Below are 14,872 nucleotides of genomic sequence, written 5' to 3'. Positions count from 1 at the left end.
AAATCCTTTGTTGTAGGGGCCGAGAAAAGGCGGCCTGCCGTAGAACTGTTTTTAGGGATAAAGCGTAGAGACGAGGCAGATCGATTCAGCCTGGCAGTCGTGCGCTGACAAGGCACAGGCTGCGGTGCTGGCGGAGCTGAATGAGGGTGTGAGAGGTTTTCATAAGCTCAACCCTAACCGCAGAGGTGAAAGATGGCAAGCAGTCGAGAAAAATTGAGATAAGTTCTGCTATCTGGCGGGTGTGCGAGATTTTATGGCGGGTTTTTAGCTGAGAGTTGTTTTTAATTGCGTGGCCTTTATTGGGGGCGCAATTGTGTTGGCAGACCTGACGCCATCGCGGGCAAGCCCTGCTCCCGCAGGGAATCGCGATCACCTGTGGGAGCCGGGCTTGCCCGCGATGAGGCCGGTATGTTCAATATTTATATCAGGGCTGGAACGCGCCAATAAAGATCGCCGGGTCGACCCGCGCATCGTTAAGGCTGATGTTCCAATGCATATGCGGCCCCGTCGCACGGCCGGTCGAACCGACCTTGCCCACCACGGCACCGCGTGGCAGTTGGTCACCGACCTTCACGTCGATCTTCGACATATGGCAGAACATGCTGATAAAGCCCTGGCCATGGTCGACGAACACGGTGTTGCCGTTGAAAAAGTAATTACCGGTCAGGATCACCTTACCCGCCGCAGGGGTCTTGATCGGCGTGCCGGCACCGACGGCGAAGTCCAGGCCTGAATGGGGGTTGCGTTCCTCGCCGTTAAAGAACCGACGCACGCCAAACTTGCTCGACAGCGGCCCGTTGACCGGCTTGTCCAACAGCAGGTTGCTCGGCGTGTTCGGGCTGAAACTGCGGTAAGCCTTGAGCTGCACGGCCAGCTCGCCCTCGATGCGTTTAAGTTGCGCCGGGGCCGGGTTCACCTGGCTTTTGTTTTTCAGGGTGATGTGCTGCTCGGGGTATTTCTTGAAGCCCACCACAAACGGCAGGCTTTGCCCGCCGCTGGTGATGCGCTGGGTGCCGGGATTAACCGTCAGCGGAATCCCGACAATCGCCAGCCAATTGTTCTGTTCCTTGACCACTAATACCGGTCGATTCTGGTAGGTGGCCTTGGGCGCGGTGGCTGAAGCACCCAGGTCGACCACGGCGACGCCACCCGGCACCGGCTTGTTCAGCAGCCGAGTAATGTAGCTGTCGGCGTGGGCGTTGAAGGTGAGGCACATCAGCATCAGCAGGCTAAATAGACGAGGCATCAATCAATCCAATAACGAAAGGGTGACGGGCGTCAGGTGGTTATCTTCCACCCGAACCTGCAATTGGCCTTCACCGAGGCGCGCGGTCAGGCGCTGGCCGGTGTGGGTTTGCGCGGCATTGCGAATCGCCTGGCCGCGTTCGTCCAGCAAGATGCTGTAGCCACGGCCCAAGGTCGCCAGCGGGCTGACCACCTGCAGCGTCTGCACCTGGCTTTGCAGTTGCAGGCGACGCGCCTTGAGGCCTTCGCGCATGGCACGCGGCAGGCGTTCGGCGAGGCTGTCCAGGCGTTGGCGGAGCAGGGCCAGTTGGCGGCCGGGGTGTTGGCCGGCGAGGCGGGTTTCCAGGCGGATCAGGCGCTCGCGGCGGGTATTGAGGCTGCGCTCGAAGGCACGGCGCATGCGCATGTCCAGGTCGTCCAGGCGCTGGGCCTGTTGGCGCAGGCGCTCGCCGGGGTGGCGCAGGCGGCGGGCCATGCCTTCGAGGCGCAGCCGGTCGTGGCTGAGGCGATTGCGCATCAGCATCACCAGGCGGCGGTGCAGGTTTTCGACTTGGCGCACCAAGTGGCTGGCGTCGGGTGCGAGCAATTCGGCGGCAGCGGAGGGTGTAGGCGCGCGCACGTCGGCGACGAAGTCGCAGATCGACACATCGGTTTCGTGGCCGACGGCGCTGACGATCGGCGTGACACAGGCATCTACCGCGCGCGCCACGGCTTCTTCATTGAAGCACCACAGGTCTTCCAGCGAACCACCGCCACGCGCCAGGATCAGCGCATCAAAACCTCGCGCATCGGCCAGCTTTAGAGCGCGCACAATCTGCGACACGGCTTCGCGGCCTTGGACCGCCGTAGGGATCAATGTCAGTTCAACGTTCGGCGCCCTGCGGCCGAACACGCTGATGATGTCGCGGATTACCGCGCCCGTCGGCGAACTGATAATGCCAATGCGCCGAGGGTGCGCCGGCAGCGGCACCTTGCGCTCGGCGCTGAACAGGCCTTCGGCGCTGAGCTTTTCCTTCAAGGCATCGAAGGCCAGGCGCAGCGCGCCATCACCGGCAGGCTCCACGGTGTCGAGGATCAGCTGGTAGTCGCCACGGCCCTCGAACAGCGAGACCTTGCCGCGCACCTTGACCGCCAAGCCATCCTTCAACGCCTGGCGCACCCGCGCGGCATTGTTGCGGAACAACGCGCAACGCACCTGGGCGCCGCTGTCCTTGAGGGTGAAATACACATGGCCGGAGGCCGGGCGGGCGAGGTTGGAGATTTCGCCTTCGACCCAGATATTGGTGAACACGTCTTCCAGCAACACCCGCGCGCGGCCGTTGAGCTGGCTGACAGTCAGGACTTCGCGGTCCAGGCCCAGACGGGCAAAAGGATCTTTAATCATGGGCGGCAGTTTATAGGCATTCGTGCAAGGTTTGGCAGAATTGCTCGACCAGCGCGCTTGGCGTTTGCGCGCAGGCCAAGGCCACAGTGCTGAGGCAGCCCGGGTCGGCCAGGGGCAAAAAGTGCACGTTGGCGGGGGCGATGTCCTGCATGGATTTTGGTAACAAGGCAATACCGAAGCCGGCCTGGATCAATTGCAGCTGCGTGGTCTTGCGTGACATCACCCGCGCGGCCTTGGGGAAAAATCCTGCACGCATGCACAACTCGGCTGACAGATAGCTCAAGCCGCCGCGTTGCGGATGGGGAATCGAGATAAACGCTTCGTCCTTGAGTTGCGCCAGTTCCACCGGCGTATTGCTGCGTGCCAGCGGGTGGTTCGGTGGCACCGCCAGCAGCAACGCCTCACTGTATAAAGGCACCACGCGTACGCCTTCACGTTGGCGCAACACCGGCAAGCGCAACAGCCCGACTTCCAGGCGACCGTCAGCAATCTCCTCAAGCTGCGCTTCGGAGGACAGTTTGACGATATCCATCGACACGCCGGGGCAGCGCTCAAGCCAAGTACTGATGCCTTGCAGCAAGTGCCCGCTCATCGGCACGGTGCTCGAATGGCTCAGGCGCAGCGTGCCCAGTTGGCCATTGCCGACTTGCGTGGCCATTTCGCTGGCCTTGAGCAACTCACTCAGCAGGTTGCGCGCCCGTGGATAAAAGGCCTCACCGGCTGCCGTCAGCCGAGGTTGACGCGCGGTACGTTCGAACAGTGGCGTTTGCAGCTGGTTTTCCAGCTCTTTGATCTGTCGGCTCAGGGCCGATTGCGCCACAAATAAGCGCTCGGCCGCAGCGCTGAAGCTGCCACTGTCGGCGATTTCGACGAAGTAGCGCAGTTGGCGAGTGGAAATCACGCGTCATGCCTTTTCGAGATGGGTGGAGGGCTTTGAAGATATTAGTCGCAACACTCACCGATAGCTAAAGTGATGGCCATCTCTTTCAAGGACGTGCCCATGAACCCGGTTGAGCTGATGAGTCAGGGGTCGTTTGGCGGCGTTGATTGGCTGGTGATTGGCCTAGGCATCGTCGTGGCGTACATCGTGTTTGGTATCGCAGGTTTTGGTACGGCGCTGGTCGCGGGGCCGATTCTGATTGTGTTTATGCCGTTGTCGAAAATCATCCCGCTGCTGGTGTTGCTGGATTTTGTCGCCGCCTTTGGCAACTTGCTGCGATCGCGACGGGAGGTAAATAAACCAGAGCTGTTGCGATTGCTGCCGTGCATGGCAATTGGCTGCACGCTCGGCGTGGTGTTTTTGCTTAACCTGCATTCGGACCTGTTGCTACTCCTGATGGGGCTGTTTATCAGCGCCTACGCGATTTACAGCCTGGCGGTGACAGCGCGGCCGACGCAGTTGGCGGCGGGCTGGTCGGTTCCCATGGGCACCGTTGGCGGCTTGTTTGGTGCGCTGTTTGGCAGCGGCGGCTTTTTATATGCGATCTATCTGAACAGCCGTTTGCCCAAAGAGGCGGCGCGCGCGACCCAGAGTGCGTTGATCAGTTGCAGCACGGTGGTGCGCTTGAGCCTGTTCCTGATTGCCGGGGTATACGCTGATTGGCCGCTGTTGATGTTGGCGCTGTGCTTGTTACCGACGATGGCCCTGGGGCTGTGGGTTGGGCGCAGGCTGACGATGCGCATGTCCCGTGAGGCTTTTGTGCGGTTGGTGACGTGGTTGGTGTTGGCCAGTGGCATTGCGTTGATCGGGCGGTACTTGAGCACTTGACCTGATTTCTTCAGGGATTAAGCTGCCAGCCTTCAGGGCCTCTTCGCGAGCAAGCCCGCTCCCAAATTTGACTGTGTTCGCAAATCAAAATGTGGGAGCGGGCTTGCTCGCGAAAGCGCCAGGCGCCACACCGCAGGACTCCCATGAACTCCCAAAGCATCCTTGTCCCGAAAATCTCCACCTTGCCCGTCCACGAACCCCGCGCCCGGGCGATCGTGCGTTGGCTGGTGCGCAAGAACATCATCAAGGAAGAATTGACCACCTGCGGGCGCACCGGCAACCGCATGGCTTACGCACTGGCCGACGGCGCTCGCGCCGTGGTGCTGCACCCTGAGGCGCTGCCGTTCAACGAGCCGATCAATGGCCTGGAGATCATCTACAAACGCTGCATCTATACACCGGCCAAAGGCTTTCTCGAAGAAGCCGGCTGCCCGGAATGCCTCAAGGAAGTCGGCGAGGCGCTGTTCGAAAGCCTGGAAGACTGGATGCCCGGCCATACCGACAACTTCACCTGCCCGCTGTGTGGGCACGAAGATGACATCAATGGGTTTCTGTTCCTGCAGGAATGCGGGTTTTCCAACCTGGGTTTCATCTTCAACAACTGGGCGGAGGCGGGGTTCAAGCAGAGTTTTATCGACGAATTTGCCGACTGGCTGGACCAGAAGATGAGTTGGGTCAAAGTCGAGCTTTAACCCGATCGTTCCCACGCTCCTGCGTGGGAATGCATTCCGTGACGCTCCGTGTCGCCCTTGCGCTGGGGCAGGACGCGGAGCGTCCAGGGAGGCGTTTCCACGCAGAGCGTGGGAACGATCAATTATCCATCTATCAGTATTACCAAGTTTGTCAGAGTTTTACATTGAGCCCGACAGGGTGCATGTATATAATGGCGCGCTTCCATTTTCCCGCTCGGGAGCCCCCGCGATGCTGCGTATCAGCCAAGAAGCTCTGACATTCGACGACATTCTCTTAGTGCCCGGTTATTCCGAGGTGCTTCCTAACGAAGTCAGTCTCAAGACCCGCCTAACCCGTGGCATCGAGCTGAATATTCCCCTGGTTTCCGCTGCCATGGACACCGTCACCGAAGCCCGTTTGGCAATTGCCATGGCTCAGGAAGGCGGCATCGGCATCATCCACAAGAACATGACCATCGAGCAGCAAGCTGCCGAAGTGCGCAAGGTCAAGCGTTACGAAGCCGGTGTGGTGAAAGATCCAATCACCATCGAAGCCGACGCCACCGTGCGCGATCTGTTCGACCTGACCCGCCTGCACAACATCTCCGGCGTTCCGGTGCTGCACGATGGCGACCTGGTCGGCATCGTCACTTCCCGTGACGTGCGTTTCGAGAACCGTCTTGAAGTCACTGTCCGCGAAGTGATGACGCCTAAAGAGCGTCTCGTCACTGTCAAGGAAGGCGCCGACAAGAACGATGTGCGCGAGCTGCTGCACAAGCACCGCATCGAACGCGTGCTGATCGTCGACGACAAATTCGCCCTCAAAGGCATGATGACCGTCAACGACATCGAAAAAGCCAAGGCGTACCCGCTGGCCAGCAAGGACGACCAAGGTCGTCTGCGCGTCGGCGCTGCGGTCGGCACCGGTAAAGACACCGGTGACCGCGTTTCGGCCCTGGTCGCTGCCGGTGTTGACGTGGTAGTGGTCGACACTGCTCACGGCCACTCCAAAGGCGTGATCGACCGCGTTCGCTGGGTTAAACAGAATTTCCCTGACGTACAAGTGATCGGCGGCAACATCGCCACCGGCGCAGCCGCCAAGGCCCTGGCCGAAGCGGGCGCCGACGCGGTCAAGGTCGGTATCGGCCCTGGCTCGATCTGCACCACGCGTATCGTCGCCGGTGTGGGCGTGCCGCAAATCAGCGCCATCGCCAACGTCGCCGCTGCCCTTGAAGGCACAGGCGTACCGTTGATCGCCGACGGCGGCATCCGTTTCTCCGGTGACCTGTCCAAGGCCATCGTAGCCGGTGCTTCCTGCGTAATGATGGGCTCGATGTTCGCCGGTACTGAAGAAGCGCCAGGCGAAATCGAACTGTTCCAGGGCCGTTCGTACAAGGCTTACCGCGGCATGGGGTCGCTGGGCGCCATGTCCCAGGCGCAAGGTTCCTCCGACCGTTACTTCCAGGACTCCTCGGCAGGCGCCGAGAAGCTCGTACCGGAAGGCATCGAAGGCCGTGTGCCGTACAAAGGCACCCTCAGCGCGATCATCCATCAACTGATGGGCGGCCTGCGTTCCTCGATGGGCTACACCGGCAGCGCCGACATCGAAGAAATGCGCACCAAGCCAGAGTTCGTACGGATCACCGGCGCCGGCATGGCTGAATCCCATGTCCACGACGTGCAGATCACCAAGGAAGCGCCAAACTACCGCGTAGGTTGAGGCTTCCAGCAAAACGTTAAGTAACCGGGGCTGTTCTTTCAGCCCCGAGTTGTTTCTGATTCATTAGACGAGACTGACTTCATGGCCCTCGACATTCACGCCCACCGCATCCTGATCCTCGACTTCGGTTCCCAGTACACCCAGCTGATCGCCCGCCGCGTGCGTGAAATCGGCGTGTACTGCGAACTGCACCCGTTCGACATGGATGACGAAGCGATCCGCGAATTCGCACCTAAAGGCGTCATCCTCGCCGGTGGCCCCGAGTCCGTGCACGAAGCCAACAGCCCGCGCTGCCCGCAAGCCGTATTCGACCTGGGCGTGCCTGTCTTCGGTATCTGCTACGGCATGCAGACCATGGCCGAGCAACTGGGCGGCAAGGTTGAAGGTTCCGAGCTGCGTGAATTCGGTTATGCCCGCGTGGACGTGGTCGGCAAGAGCCGCCTGCTGGACGGCATCGAAGACCACATCGACGCAGACGGCCTGTTCGGCCTCGACGTGTGGATGAGCCACGGTGACAAGGTCACCAAGATGCCGGAAGACTTCCACATCCTGGCCAGCACCCCGAGCTGCCCGATCGCCGGCATGTTCAACGACGAGCGCGGCTACTACGGCGTGCAGTTCCACCCGGAAGTGACCCACACCAAGCAAGGCGGGCGCATCCTGTCGCGCTTCATCCTCGACATCTGCCAGTGCGAAGCGCTGTGGACCCCGTCGAAAATCGCTGAAGACGCCATCGCCAACGTGCGCGCCCAAGTCGGCACCGACAACGTGCTGCTCGGCCTGTCCGGCGGCGTTGACTCCTCCGTGGTTGCCGCGCTGCTGCACAAAGCCATCGGCGACCAGCTGACCTGCGTGTTCGTCGACAACGGCCTGCTGCGCCTGCACGAAGGCGAGCAAGTGATGGCCATGTTCGCCGAGAACATGGGCGTCAAGGTCATCCGCGCCAACGCTGAAGATCAGTTCTTGAACAACCTGGCCGGCGAGTCCGACCCGGAGAAGAAGCGCAAGATCATCGGCCGCACCTTCATCGACGTCTTCGATGCCCAGGCCAAACACCTGGACAACATCAAGTACCTCGCCCAGGGCACCATCTACCCAGACGTGATCGAGTCAGCCGGCGCCAAGAGCGGCAAGGCCCACGTGATCAAGTCCCACCACAACGTGGGTGGCCTGCCTGAGGAAATGAACCTCAAGCTGGTAGAACCGCTGCGCGAACTGTTCAAAGACGAAGTCCGCCGCCTGGGCCTGGAACTCGGCCTGCCGTACGACATGGTCTACCGCCACCCATTCCCAGGCCCGGGCCTGGGCGTGCGCATCCTCGGTGAAGTGAAAAAGGAATACGCCGACCTGCTGCGTCGCGCCGACCACATCTTCATCGAAGAACTGCGCAAGGCCGACTGGTATCACAAAGTCAGCCAGGCGTTCGTGGTATTCCAGCCGGTGAAATCGGTTGGCGTTGTAGGCGATGGTCGTCGTTACGCGTGGGTCGTGGCCCTGCGTGCCGTAGAAACCATCGACTTCATGACCGCCCGTTGGGCGCACCTGCCGTACGAACTGCTGGAAACCGTCAGCGGCCGTATCATCAATGAAATCGAAGGTATCTCGCGCGTGACGTATGACGTGTCGAGCAAGCCGCCGGCGACGATTGAGTGGGAATGATCCTGCGCTAGCAGGTAAACGCTAAATAACAAAACCCCGGCCATGTGCCGGGGTTTTGCGTTTCAGGCGTCAGGCGTTTAGAAAAACTCATCCAACAGGCAGTAAAACCTCATTCGCTGCTCATCAGGCTCAACCCCATAAAGCTCAAAGAATGGCTTTACCCATTCCGGCCCAGCGTTACGTTCGACGCTGCGTGCCGCCAGGGCCAGGTCTTGATAGCGGTCGCTGATGCCAAGGCGTCCGCAATCAATAAAGCCGCTGAAACGGCCGCCTTGCGCCATGAAATTTGGCAGGCAGGCGTCACCGTGGGCCACCACCAGGTCGTGGGTGTTGGGCTGGGTCGACAAGAGTTCGGCCAGCACATCCTCGGCGCTGCGCCCGAGGCGTTCGTCGTCGAAGTCTGTCTCATCGACCAGCCCGGCACTGACGTGCTGCCGAGCGAGCGCGATGCGCTGTTCAAGGGTGTGATCGAAGGGGCATTGCGCGAGGGGTATCTGGTGCAAGGTATGCAGGGCTGTCGCCAGAATGTCGATGGTCTGCGCGGCAGGCAGCGTGTTGGCGCTGGCCAGATCTTGCCCCGGTACGGCGGTCATCAGCAGCCAGTGGTGGTGGTTTTCTGTCAGCTCGGCCAGCACCACGGGCGCGGGCAAATTAACCTGCTGGAGCCACCGAAGGCGCTCGATTTCGTGCGCAAGTTCGCCGAACTCGTCCACAGGCTTGGCCTTCAGGAACAGGTCTGCTCCACCGCTCTGGCGCAGGCGAAACACGTCCGCCCGCGATTCACCGATGGCCTGTTGCTCAATCAACGCCTGCGGGAACTGTTCGCGCCACTTGCTGGGGATATTCACGGTGTTTGTCCTTTTTCGCCTCAGCGCCGCGCAATATCCGAAAAGTAAAACTTATCCAACGTATGCCGCGATTCGGTGTACTCGAACTGCCGCCCGTCCTGCAAAAACGTCTGGTTGCTCACCACGATCACATGGCTTTGCCCATCGAGGTCCAGGTGTGCCTGGTCGTCTTTGCTGCGGGGCAGGGCTTCGATGGTGCGCTGCGCGTAGCTGATCTGCAGCTGCAAGGTGTCTTCGATAAACGCATAGATCGACTGCTCGGCAATCGAGCGGTCCAGGCCTGGGATCAGGTCGGCGACGAAGTGGTTGATGTCGAGGATCACCCGTTTGCCGCCGATGCGCCGTACCCGTTTGATCCGCGTGATCAGGGTGCCGGGTTCGGCTTCGATATGAGCCAGCAGTGAACCTTCCAACGCGAACTGGCTGAATTCGACGACGTCGGTGCGCACGTCATCGCCCAGGTCTGCGTGGGTTTCGTGAAAGCTGACGATGCCACCCAGTTGGAACTCGATGGGGTTTGGCGACAACACAAAGGTGCCCTTGCCGTGGATTTTTTGTGCAAACCCACGCTCCTGCAACTGCTCGATTGCACGACGCACGGTGCCACGGCTGGCTTGGTAGGCGTCCATCAGTTCGGTTTCGGAGGGAAGGCGCGTGCCCCGTTGCAGGCGTTCAGTGGTGATGCTGGCAAGCAGATCCGTATAGATCTGGTTGTATTTGCTCATGGTTTGGCTCTATGCCCGACGTGATGAAGGTGAACTGCGCAGTTCAAGGCAGGAACCTTAGTGGCAGAGGTGAAATTTGTCCATTGGACCCACGTGGCACAAAAGGAAATGTCTGACTCAAAGTTCAGAAATATAAACAATTTGTGACTCGTACAGACGAGTTGTTGATTTAACTCGTACAGACGAGTACGTTTGGCCTCGGCGTGCTGCCAATGACTGCCCCCAAATAAAAAAATCAAAGTGGAAACCAAGCATGAGCCACGACTATTCGAATATTGCCCGCCAGATTCTCGAGAACCTCGGGGGCAGCGACAACCTTGAACAAGCTGCCCATTGTGTGACGCGCCTGCGCCTGGCGCTCAAGGACCCGAGCCTGGTCAACAGCAGTGCGCTGAACCAGGTCGATCTGGTCAAGGGCTCGTTCTTTACCGGCGGCCTGTTCCAGATCGTTATCGGCCCAGGTGAAGTGGAGCGGGTTTACGCCGCCTTGCGCGAGCAGACCGGTCTTGCCGCCTCCACCATCGCCGACGTGAAAAAGAAAAGCGCTGACAAGATCAACCCTATGCAGCGCCTGGTGCGGGTGTTCTCCGATGTGTTCATGCCGATCCTGCCGGCGCTGATCATTGCCGGCTTGCTCATGGGTGTGAACAACCTGATGGGCGCAAAGGGCATGTTCATCGCGGACAAGACCTTGCTGGAGGCCTACCCGAACCTGGACGGGGTGTGGAGCCTGATCAACCTTATGGCCAACACTTCGTTTGTGTTCCTGCCCGCGCTGGTGGGCTGGTCGGCGGCCAAGCGGTTTGGCGGCAGTGAAATCCTCGGCATCGTGCTCGGCCTGATGCTGGTGCACCCGGACCTGCTCAATGCCTGGAACTACGGTAAGGCGGTCAGCGGGCTTGATGGCCAGAGCATGCCGTACTTCGATATTTTCGGCTGGTTCAAAATCGAGAAGGTGGGCTATCAGGGGCAAATACTGCCGATCCTGATGGCCGCCTATGTCATGAGCGTCATCGAGAAATGGCTGAAGGCGCGTGTACCCAATGCCATTCAATTGCTGGTGATTCCAATCACCACCATTGTCGTCACGGGCGTGCTGGCGCTGGCGATTATCGGCCCTGTGACCCGTCACCTCGGCATCCTGATCACCCAAGGCTTGGTCACGCTGTTCGACCTGGCGCCAATGTTGGGCGGGGCGATATTCGGTCTGCTGTTTGCACCGCTGGTGATCACCGGCATGCACCACATGTTCCTTGCCGTGGACCTGCAATTGATCGCCATTCAGGGTGGCACCTTTATCTGGCCAATGATCGTCATGTCTAACCTGGCCCAGGGCAGTGCGGCGCTTGGGGTGTTCTACATGACGCGCAATGCACGAGACAAAAGCATGGCGTCCACCTCCGCAATCTCCGCCTACTTCGGCATCACTGAGCCGGCGATGTTCGGCATCAACCTGCGCTTCAAGTTTCCGTTCTATTCAGCGTTGCTCGGCTCGGCCATGGCCAGTGTTTTCCTGGCGATGAACCAGGTCCAGGCCTCTGCCATTGGGGTGGGCGGCTTGCCTGGCTTTATCTCGATTATTCCGCAGTTCATCCCGGTGTTTTTGATTGGGATGTCGATCGCGATTGTCGTGCCGTTTGTTTTGACCTGTGTGTTGAGCATGAAGATTGTTCAGCCCGGGTATCGCGTCGCCTGATCTATCGCTTTCGCGGGCAAGCCCGCTCCCACATTTGATCGTATTCCAAGCTGAAGGAGTCCCCATGCAAAGCTGGCAACACTCGGTGATCTATCAGATCTACCCTAAAAGCTTCCATAGCCACGCGGGTAACGCCACCGGTGACCTGCTGGGCATCGTGGACAAACTCGATTACCTCAAATGGCTGGGCGTGGATTGCCTGTGGATCACCCCGTTCCTGCGCTCGCCGCAACGCGACAACGGCTATGACATCAGCGACTACTACGCCATCGACCCAAGCTACGGGACCATGGCCGACTGCGATCTGCTGATCAGCGAGGCGGCCAAGCGCGGCATCACGCTGATGCTCGACATTGTGGTCAACCACACCTCCATCGAGCATGAGTGGTTCCAGCAAGCGCGCAGCAGCCTCGACAACCCGTACCGCGACTTCTACATCTGGCGCGACCAGCCGAACAACTGGGAATCCAAGTTCGGCGGTTCGGCCTGGGAATACGAGGCGCAAACCGGCCAGTACTTCCTGCACCTGTTCGATCACACCCAGGCCGACCTGAATTGGGACAACCCCAAGGTGCGCGCCGAGGTGTTCAAGCTGATGCGCTTCTGGCGCGACAAAGGCGTGGGCGGTTTCCGCCTGGACGTGATCAACCTGATCTCCAAGCCCGCCGATTTCCCGGAAGACAACAGCGACGGTCGCCGCTTCTACACCGACGGCCCGAACGTGCACGAATACCTGCAGCAAATGCACCGCGAAGTCTTCGAAGGGCATGACCTGATCAACGTCGGTGAAATGTCATCCACCAGCCTGGAACACTGTATTCGCTACTCCAATCCGGCGTCGAAAGAGCTGTCGATGACCTTCAACTTTCATCACCTGAAGGTGGATTACCCGAACCTGCAAAAGTGGGTGAAGGCCGACTTCGACTTCCTGCAACTCAAACAGATTTTCTCTGACTGGCAACTGGGCATGCAGGCCGGTGGCGGCTGGAACGCGCTGTTCTGGTGTAACCACGACCAGCCTCGGGTGGTCTCGCGTTTCGGTGACGACGGCGAACACCGCGTGGTCTCGGCCAAGATGCTCGCCACTGCGCTGCACTTCCTCCAGGGCACGCCGTATGTGTACCAGGGCGAAGAGCTGGGCATGACCAACCCGGGCTTTAACAAGATCGAGCAGTACCGCGATGTCGAGACCCTGAACATCTTCCGGCTCAAGCGCGATGCCGGTGAGTCCGAGGCCTCGAGCATGGCGGCGATCATGCAGAAGTCCCGCGACAACGGCCGTACGCCGATGCAGTGGAACCACCAGGCGAATGCCGGTTTCAGCACGGGCGAGCCGTGGATTGGTATCCCGGCCAACGCGGCGCAGATCAACGTCGAAAGCCAGATGGATGATCCGGATTCGGTGCTGCATCACTACCGCGCACTGATTGAGTTGCGTCGCCACGAGCCGCTGATTCAGGAAGGTGTTTATCGCCAACTGCTGCAAGACCATCTCCAGGTCTGGGCGTACCTGCGCGAAGGGCAGGGCGAGCGCTTGCTGGTGCTGAACAACTTTTACGGCACACCCTGCGAAATCCAACTGCCGCCAGGCGTCATCGACGCGGCGCGCGCGCAACGCCTGCTGATCAGCAACTACCCCGACTGCCCGGTGCGTGCCGGCACGCTGGTGTTGCGACCTTACGAATCGTTTGTGCTGCACCTCAAGGACTGAGACCCGCGGTAACCCCCGTATGGGAGTGCGGGGGCGCTTCAAAAAACATAATAAAAATATCGGAGTGCTACATGAAAACAACAATAAAGCTGGGCCTCATTGCTTCATGCCTTACTGCTCCTTTTGCCGCTCAGGCGCTGGAATTTGCCGGTTACTTGCGCAGCGGCGCGGGCACTTCAACGGGCAGTGGCAAGCAGCAGTGCTTCCAACTGCCGGGGGCGCAATCCAAATACCGTTTGGGGAACGAATGCGAGCAATACGGCGAACTGGAGTTGCGCCAGGACCTGCTGACCCTTGACGACGGCTCGGTGCTCAGCGTCGATGCCATGGCATCGCTGTACAACAAGTACGACCGCGCCCTGAAGTTCCAGGGCGAAGACAACGGCTCGGCGCGCATGCCACAGATGTATGCGCAGTGGTCCAACCTGCCTGGCCTCAATGGGGGTTCGGTGTGGGCCGGTCGGCGTTACTACAAACGAAACGACATCCATATCTCCGACTTCTACTATTGGAACCAGAGTGCCACGGGCGGCGGTGTCGAGGACGTGAAAATCGGCGACCTCAAATACAGCTACGCCCTGTCGCGCAAGGACAACCTGTACCAGAAGGAATACGCCACCCGCCACGACTTCAACGTGGCGGGTTTCAAGACCAACCCTGGCGGTGAGCTGGAGTTCGGCTTGAGCTACATCGAAAAAGCCGGTGGCCGCGACGCCAACAGCGGGTGGGCGATCACGGCGCAGCATGTGCAAAAACCGTTTCTCGGTGGCAAAAACAAGTTCGCCTTGCAGTACGGCGAAGGCCCCGGCACCGGCCTGGGTTATACCGGTAATACAGCCCTGGATAACAGCAGCAAAAGCTACCGCGCCGTGGAGTTTTTCGACTGGCAGGTGACCCCGCGTTTCGGCGGGCAGGTGGAGGCGGTGTACCAGAAAGATATTCGCCCCGGCAGCCAGGACCAGACCTGGATGTCCATCGGTGTGCGCCCGGCGTATGCCATCAGCGAACAGTTCAAACTGGTCACCGAACTTGGGCATGATCAGGTCGACGCGGCCGGCGGTACACGCAAGCTGAGCAAATTTACCTTCGCCCCAACCTGGTCGCCCAACGGCCCGGATTTCTGGGCGCGGCCGGAAGTGCGTTTGTACTACACCTATGCAACCTGGAACGAAGCGGCCAAGCGCGCGGCGAATGAACTGGCGGCGGGCTCGGCGTTGTCCGACACCGGCGCTTACGGCACGGCGCGGCATGGCTCGAATGTGGGTGTGCAGGTCGAATACTGGTGGAAATGAACACGAACCCAATGTGGGGGCGGGCTTGTTGTGGCGAGCAAGCTTGCTTGCGCTGGGGTGCGAAGCGCCCCCAAAAAGCCGGAGACTGCTGCGCAGTCAGCGGGACGGTGCGACGATTCGACAAGCGCCCTCGCCTCAGCAAGCCAGCTCCCA

Annotated in this window: 12 protein-coding genes; 7 read left to right on the top strand and 5 right to left on the bottom strand. The window is 60.0% G+C overall.

Annotation, left to right across the window (positions count from 1 at the left end; genetic code table 11):
* Positions 1-424 precede the first annotated feature (424 nt).
* Genes ACA065_RS25155 through ACA065_RS25145 form a run of 3 tightly spaced genes read right to left on the bottom strand, consistent with a single transcriptional unit; the run spans position 425 to position 3,530 of the window.
* Complete coding sequence (locus ACA065_RS25155; RefSeq protein ID WP_497691977.1) at positions 425-1,246, bottom strand: peptidoglycan DD-metalloendopeptidase family protein; 822 nt, start codon at positions 1,244-1,246, stop codon at positions 425-427.
* A gap of 3 nt (positions 1,247-1,249) precedes the next feature.
* Positions 1,250-2,629 (bottom strand): exodeoxyribonuclease VII large subunit, encoded by a 1,380-nt coding sequence (xseA, locus tag ACA065_RS25150; RefSeq protein WP_069551702.1) that lies wholly within the window; start codon positions 2,627-2,629, stop codon positions 1,250-1,252.
* 10 nt (positions 2,630-2,639) lie between these two features.
* A complete protein-coding gene (locus ACA065_RS25145) occupies positions 2,640-3,530 on the bottom strand; it encodes a LysR family transcriptional regulator (RefSeq protein WP_497691976.1) in 891 nt (296 codons plus the stop codon).
* Between the two features lie 99 nt (positions 3,531-3,629).
* Between ACA065_RS25145 and ACA065_RS25140 the strand changes: the two genes are divergently transcribed.
* The 4 genes from ACA065_RS25140 (at position 3,630) to guaA (ending at position 8,447) form a co-directional block, all read left to right on the top strand.
* The gene (locus tag ACA065_RS25140) at positions 3,630-4,397 is read left to right on the top strand and encodes a sulfite exporter TauE/SafE family protein (protein ID WP_497691975.1); all 768 of its coding nucleotides are present in this window, start codon (positions 3,630-3,632) and stop codon (positions 4,395-4,397) included.
* A 143-nt stretch (positions 4,398-4,540) separates the two neighbouring features.
* The gene (locus ACA065_RS25135; RefSeq protein WP_015885727.1) at positions 4,541-5,089 is read left to right on the top strand and encodes a hypothetical protein; all 549 of its coding nucleotides are present in this window, start codon (positions 4,541-4,543) and stop codon (positions 5,087-5,089) included.
* A 229-nt stretch (positions 5,090-5,318) separates the two neighbouring features.
* Positions 5,319-6,788, top strand: coding sequence for an IMP dehydrogenase (gene guaB, locus ACA065_RS25130; RefSeq protein WP_016977684.1), 1,470 nt, complete (start codon positions 5,319-5,321; stop codon positions 6,786-6,788).
* 81 nt (positions 6,789-6,869) lie between these two features.
* Positions 6,870-8,447, top strand: coding sequence for a glutamine-hydrolyzing GMP synthase (gene guaA, locus ACA065_RS25125; protein WP_094949445.1), 1,578 nt, complete (start codon positions 6,870-6,872; stop codon positions 8,445-8,447).
* Positions 8,448-8,524: 77 nt separating this feature from the next.
* Here guaA and ACA065_RS25120 read toward each other — a convergent pair whose 3' ends face one another.
* Positions 8,525-9,295: an APH(3')-II family aminoglycoside O-phosphotransferase gene (locus ACA065_RS25120; RefSeq protein ID WP_497691974.1), complete on the bottom strand. Its 771-nt coding sequence runs from the start codon at positions 9,293-9,295 to the stop codon at positions 8,525-8,527.
* Positions 9,296-9,315: 20 nt separating this feature from the next.
* The gene (treR, locus tag ACA065_RS25115) at positions 9,316-10,020 is read right to left on the bottom strand and encodes a trehalose operon repressor (protein WP_497691973.1); all 705 of its coding nucleotides are present in this window, start codon (positions 10,018-10,020) and stop codon (positions 9,316-9,318) included.
* Between the two features lie 253 nt (positions 10,021-10,273).
* Here treR and treP point away from each other — a divergent pair, with 253 nt between their 5' ends.
* The 3 genes from treP to ACA065_RS25100 all read left to right on the top strand — a co-directional run bounded on the left by treP (position 10,274) and on the right by ACA065_RS25100 (position 14,719).
* Positions 10,274-11,716 (top strand): PTS system trehalose-specific EIIBC component, encoded by a 1,443-nt coding sequence (gene treP / locus ACA065_RS25110; RefSeq protein ID WP_497691972.1) that lies wholly within the window; start codon positions 10,274-10,276, stop codon positions 11,714-11,716.
* 64 nt (positions 11,717-11,780) lie between these two features.
* Complete coding sequence (gene treC / locus ACA065_RS25105) at positions 11,781-13,427, top strand: alpha,alpha-phosphotrehalase (RefSeq protein ID WP_497691971.1); 1,647 nt, start codon at positions 11,781-11,783, stop codon at positions 13,425-13,427.
* 71 nt (positions 13,428-13,498) lie between these two features.
* The gene (locus ACA065_RS25100) at positions 13,499-14,719 is read left to right on the top strand and encodes a maltoporin (protein ID WP_497691970.1); all 1,221 of its coding nucleotides are present in this window, start codon (positions 13,499-13,501) and stop codon (positions 14,717-14,719) included.
* The last annotated feature ends 153 nt before the right edge of the window (positions 14,720-14,872 follow it).

The organism is Pseudomonas sp. LBUM1640 (assembly GCF_059716225.1).
This window is presented reverse-complemented; position numbering and strand designations above follow the sequence as displayed.

Bases quoted from the DNA above. Each gene is read 5' to 3' on its own strand.
- guaB (WP_016977684.1), top strand. From the start codon at position 5,319: ATGCTGCGTATCAGCCAAGAAGCTCTGACATTCGACGACATTCTCTTA.
- ACA065_RS25155 (WP_497691977.1), bottom strand. From the start codon at position 1,246: ATGCCTCGTCTATTTAGCCTGCTGATGCTGATGTGCCTCACCTTCAAC.
- ACA065_RS25135 (WP_015885727.1), top strand. From the start codon at position 4,541: ATGAACTCCCAAAGCATCCTTGTCCCGAAAATCTCCACCTTGCCCGTC.
- ACA065_RS25100 (WP_497691970.1), top strand. From the start codon at position 13,499: ATGAAAACAACAATAAAGCTGGGCCTCATTGCTTCATGCCTTACTGCT.
- treP (WP_497691972.1), top strand. From the start codon at position 10,274: ATGAGCCACGACTATTCGAATATTGCCCGCCAGATTCTCGAGAACCTC.
- treC (WP_497691971.1), top strand. From the start codon at position 11,781: ATGCAAAGCTGGCAACACTCGGTGATCTATCAGATCTACCCTAAAAGC.
- guaA (WP_094949445.1), top strand. From the start codon at position 6,870: ATGGCCCTCGACATTCACGCCCACCGCATCCTGATCCTCGACTTCGGT.
- xseA (WP_069551702.1), bottom strand. From the start codon at position 2,629: ATGATTAAAGATCCTTTTGCCCGTCTGGGCCTGGACCGCGAAGTCCTG.
- ACA065_RS25140 (WP_497691975.1), top strand. From the start codon at position 3,630: ATGAACCCGGTTGAGCTGATGAGTCAGGGGTCGTTTGGCGGCGTTGAT.
- treR (WP_497691973.1), bottom strand. From the start codon at position 10,020: ATGAGCAAATACAACCAGATCTATACGGATCTGCTTGCCAGCATCACC.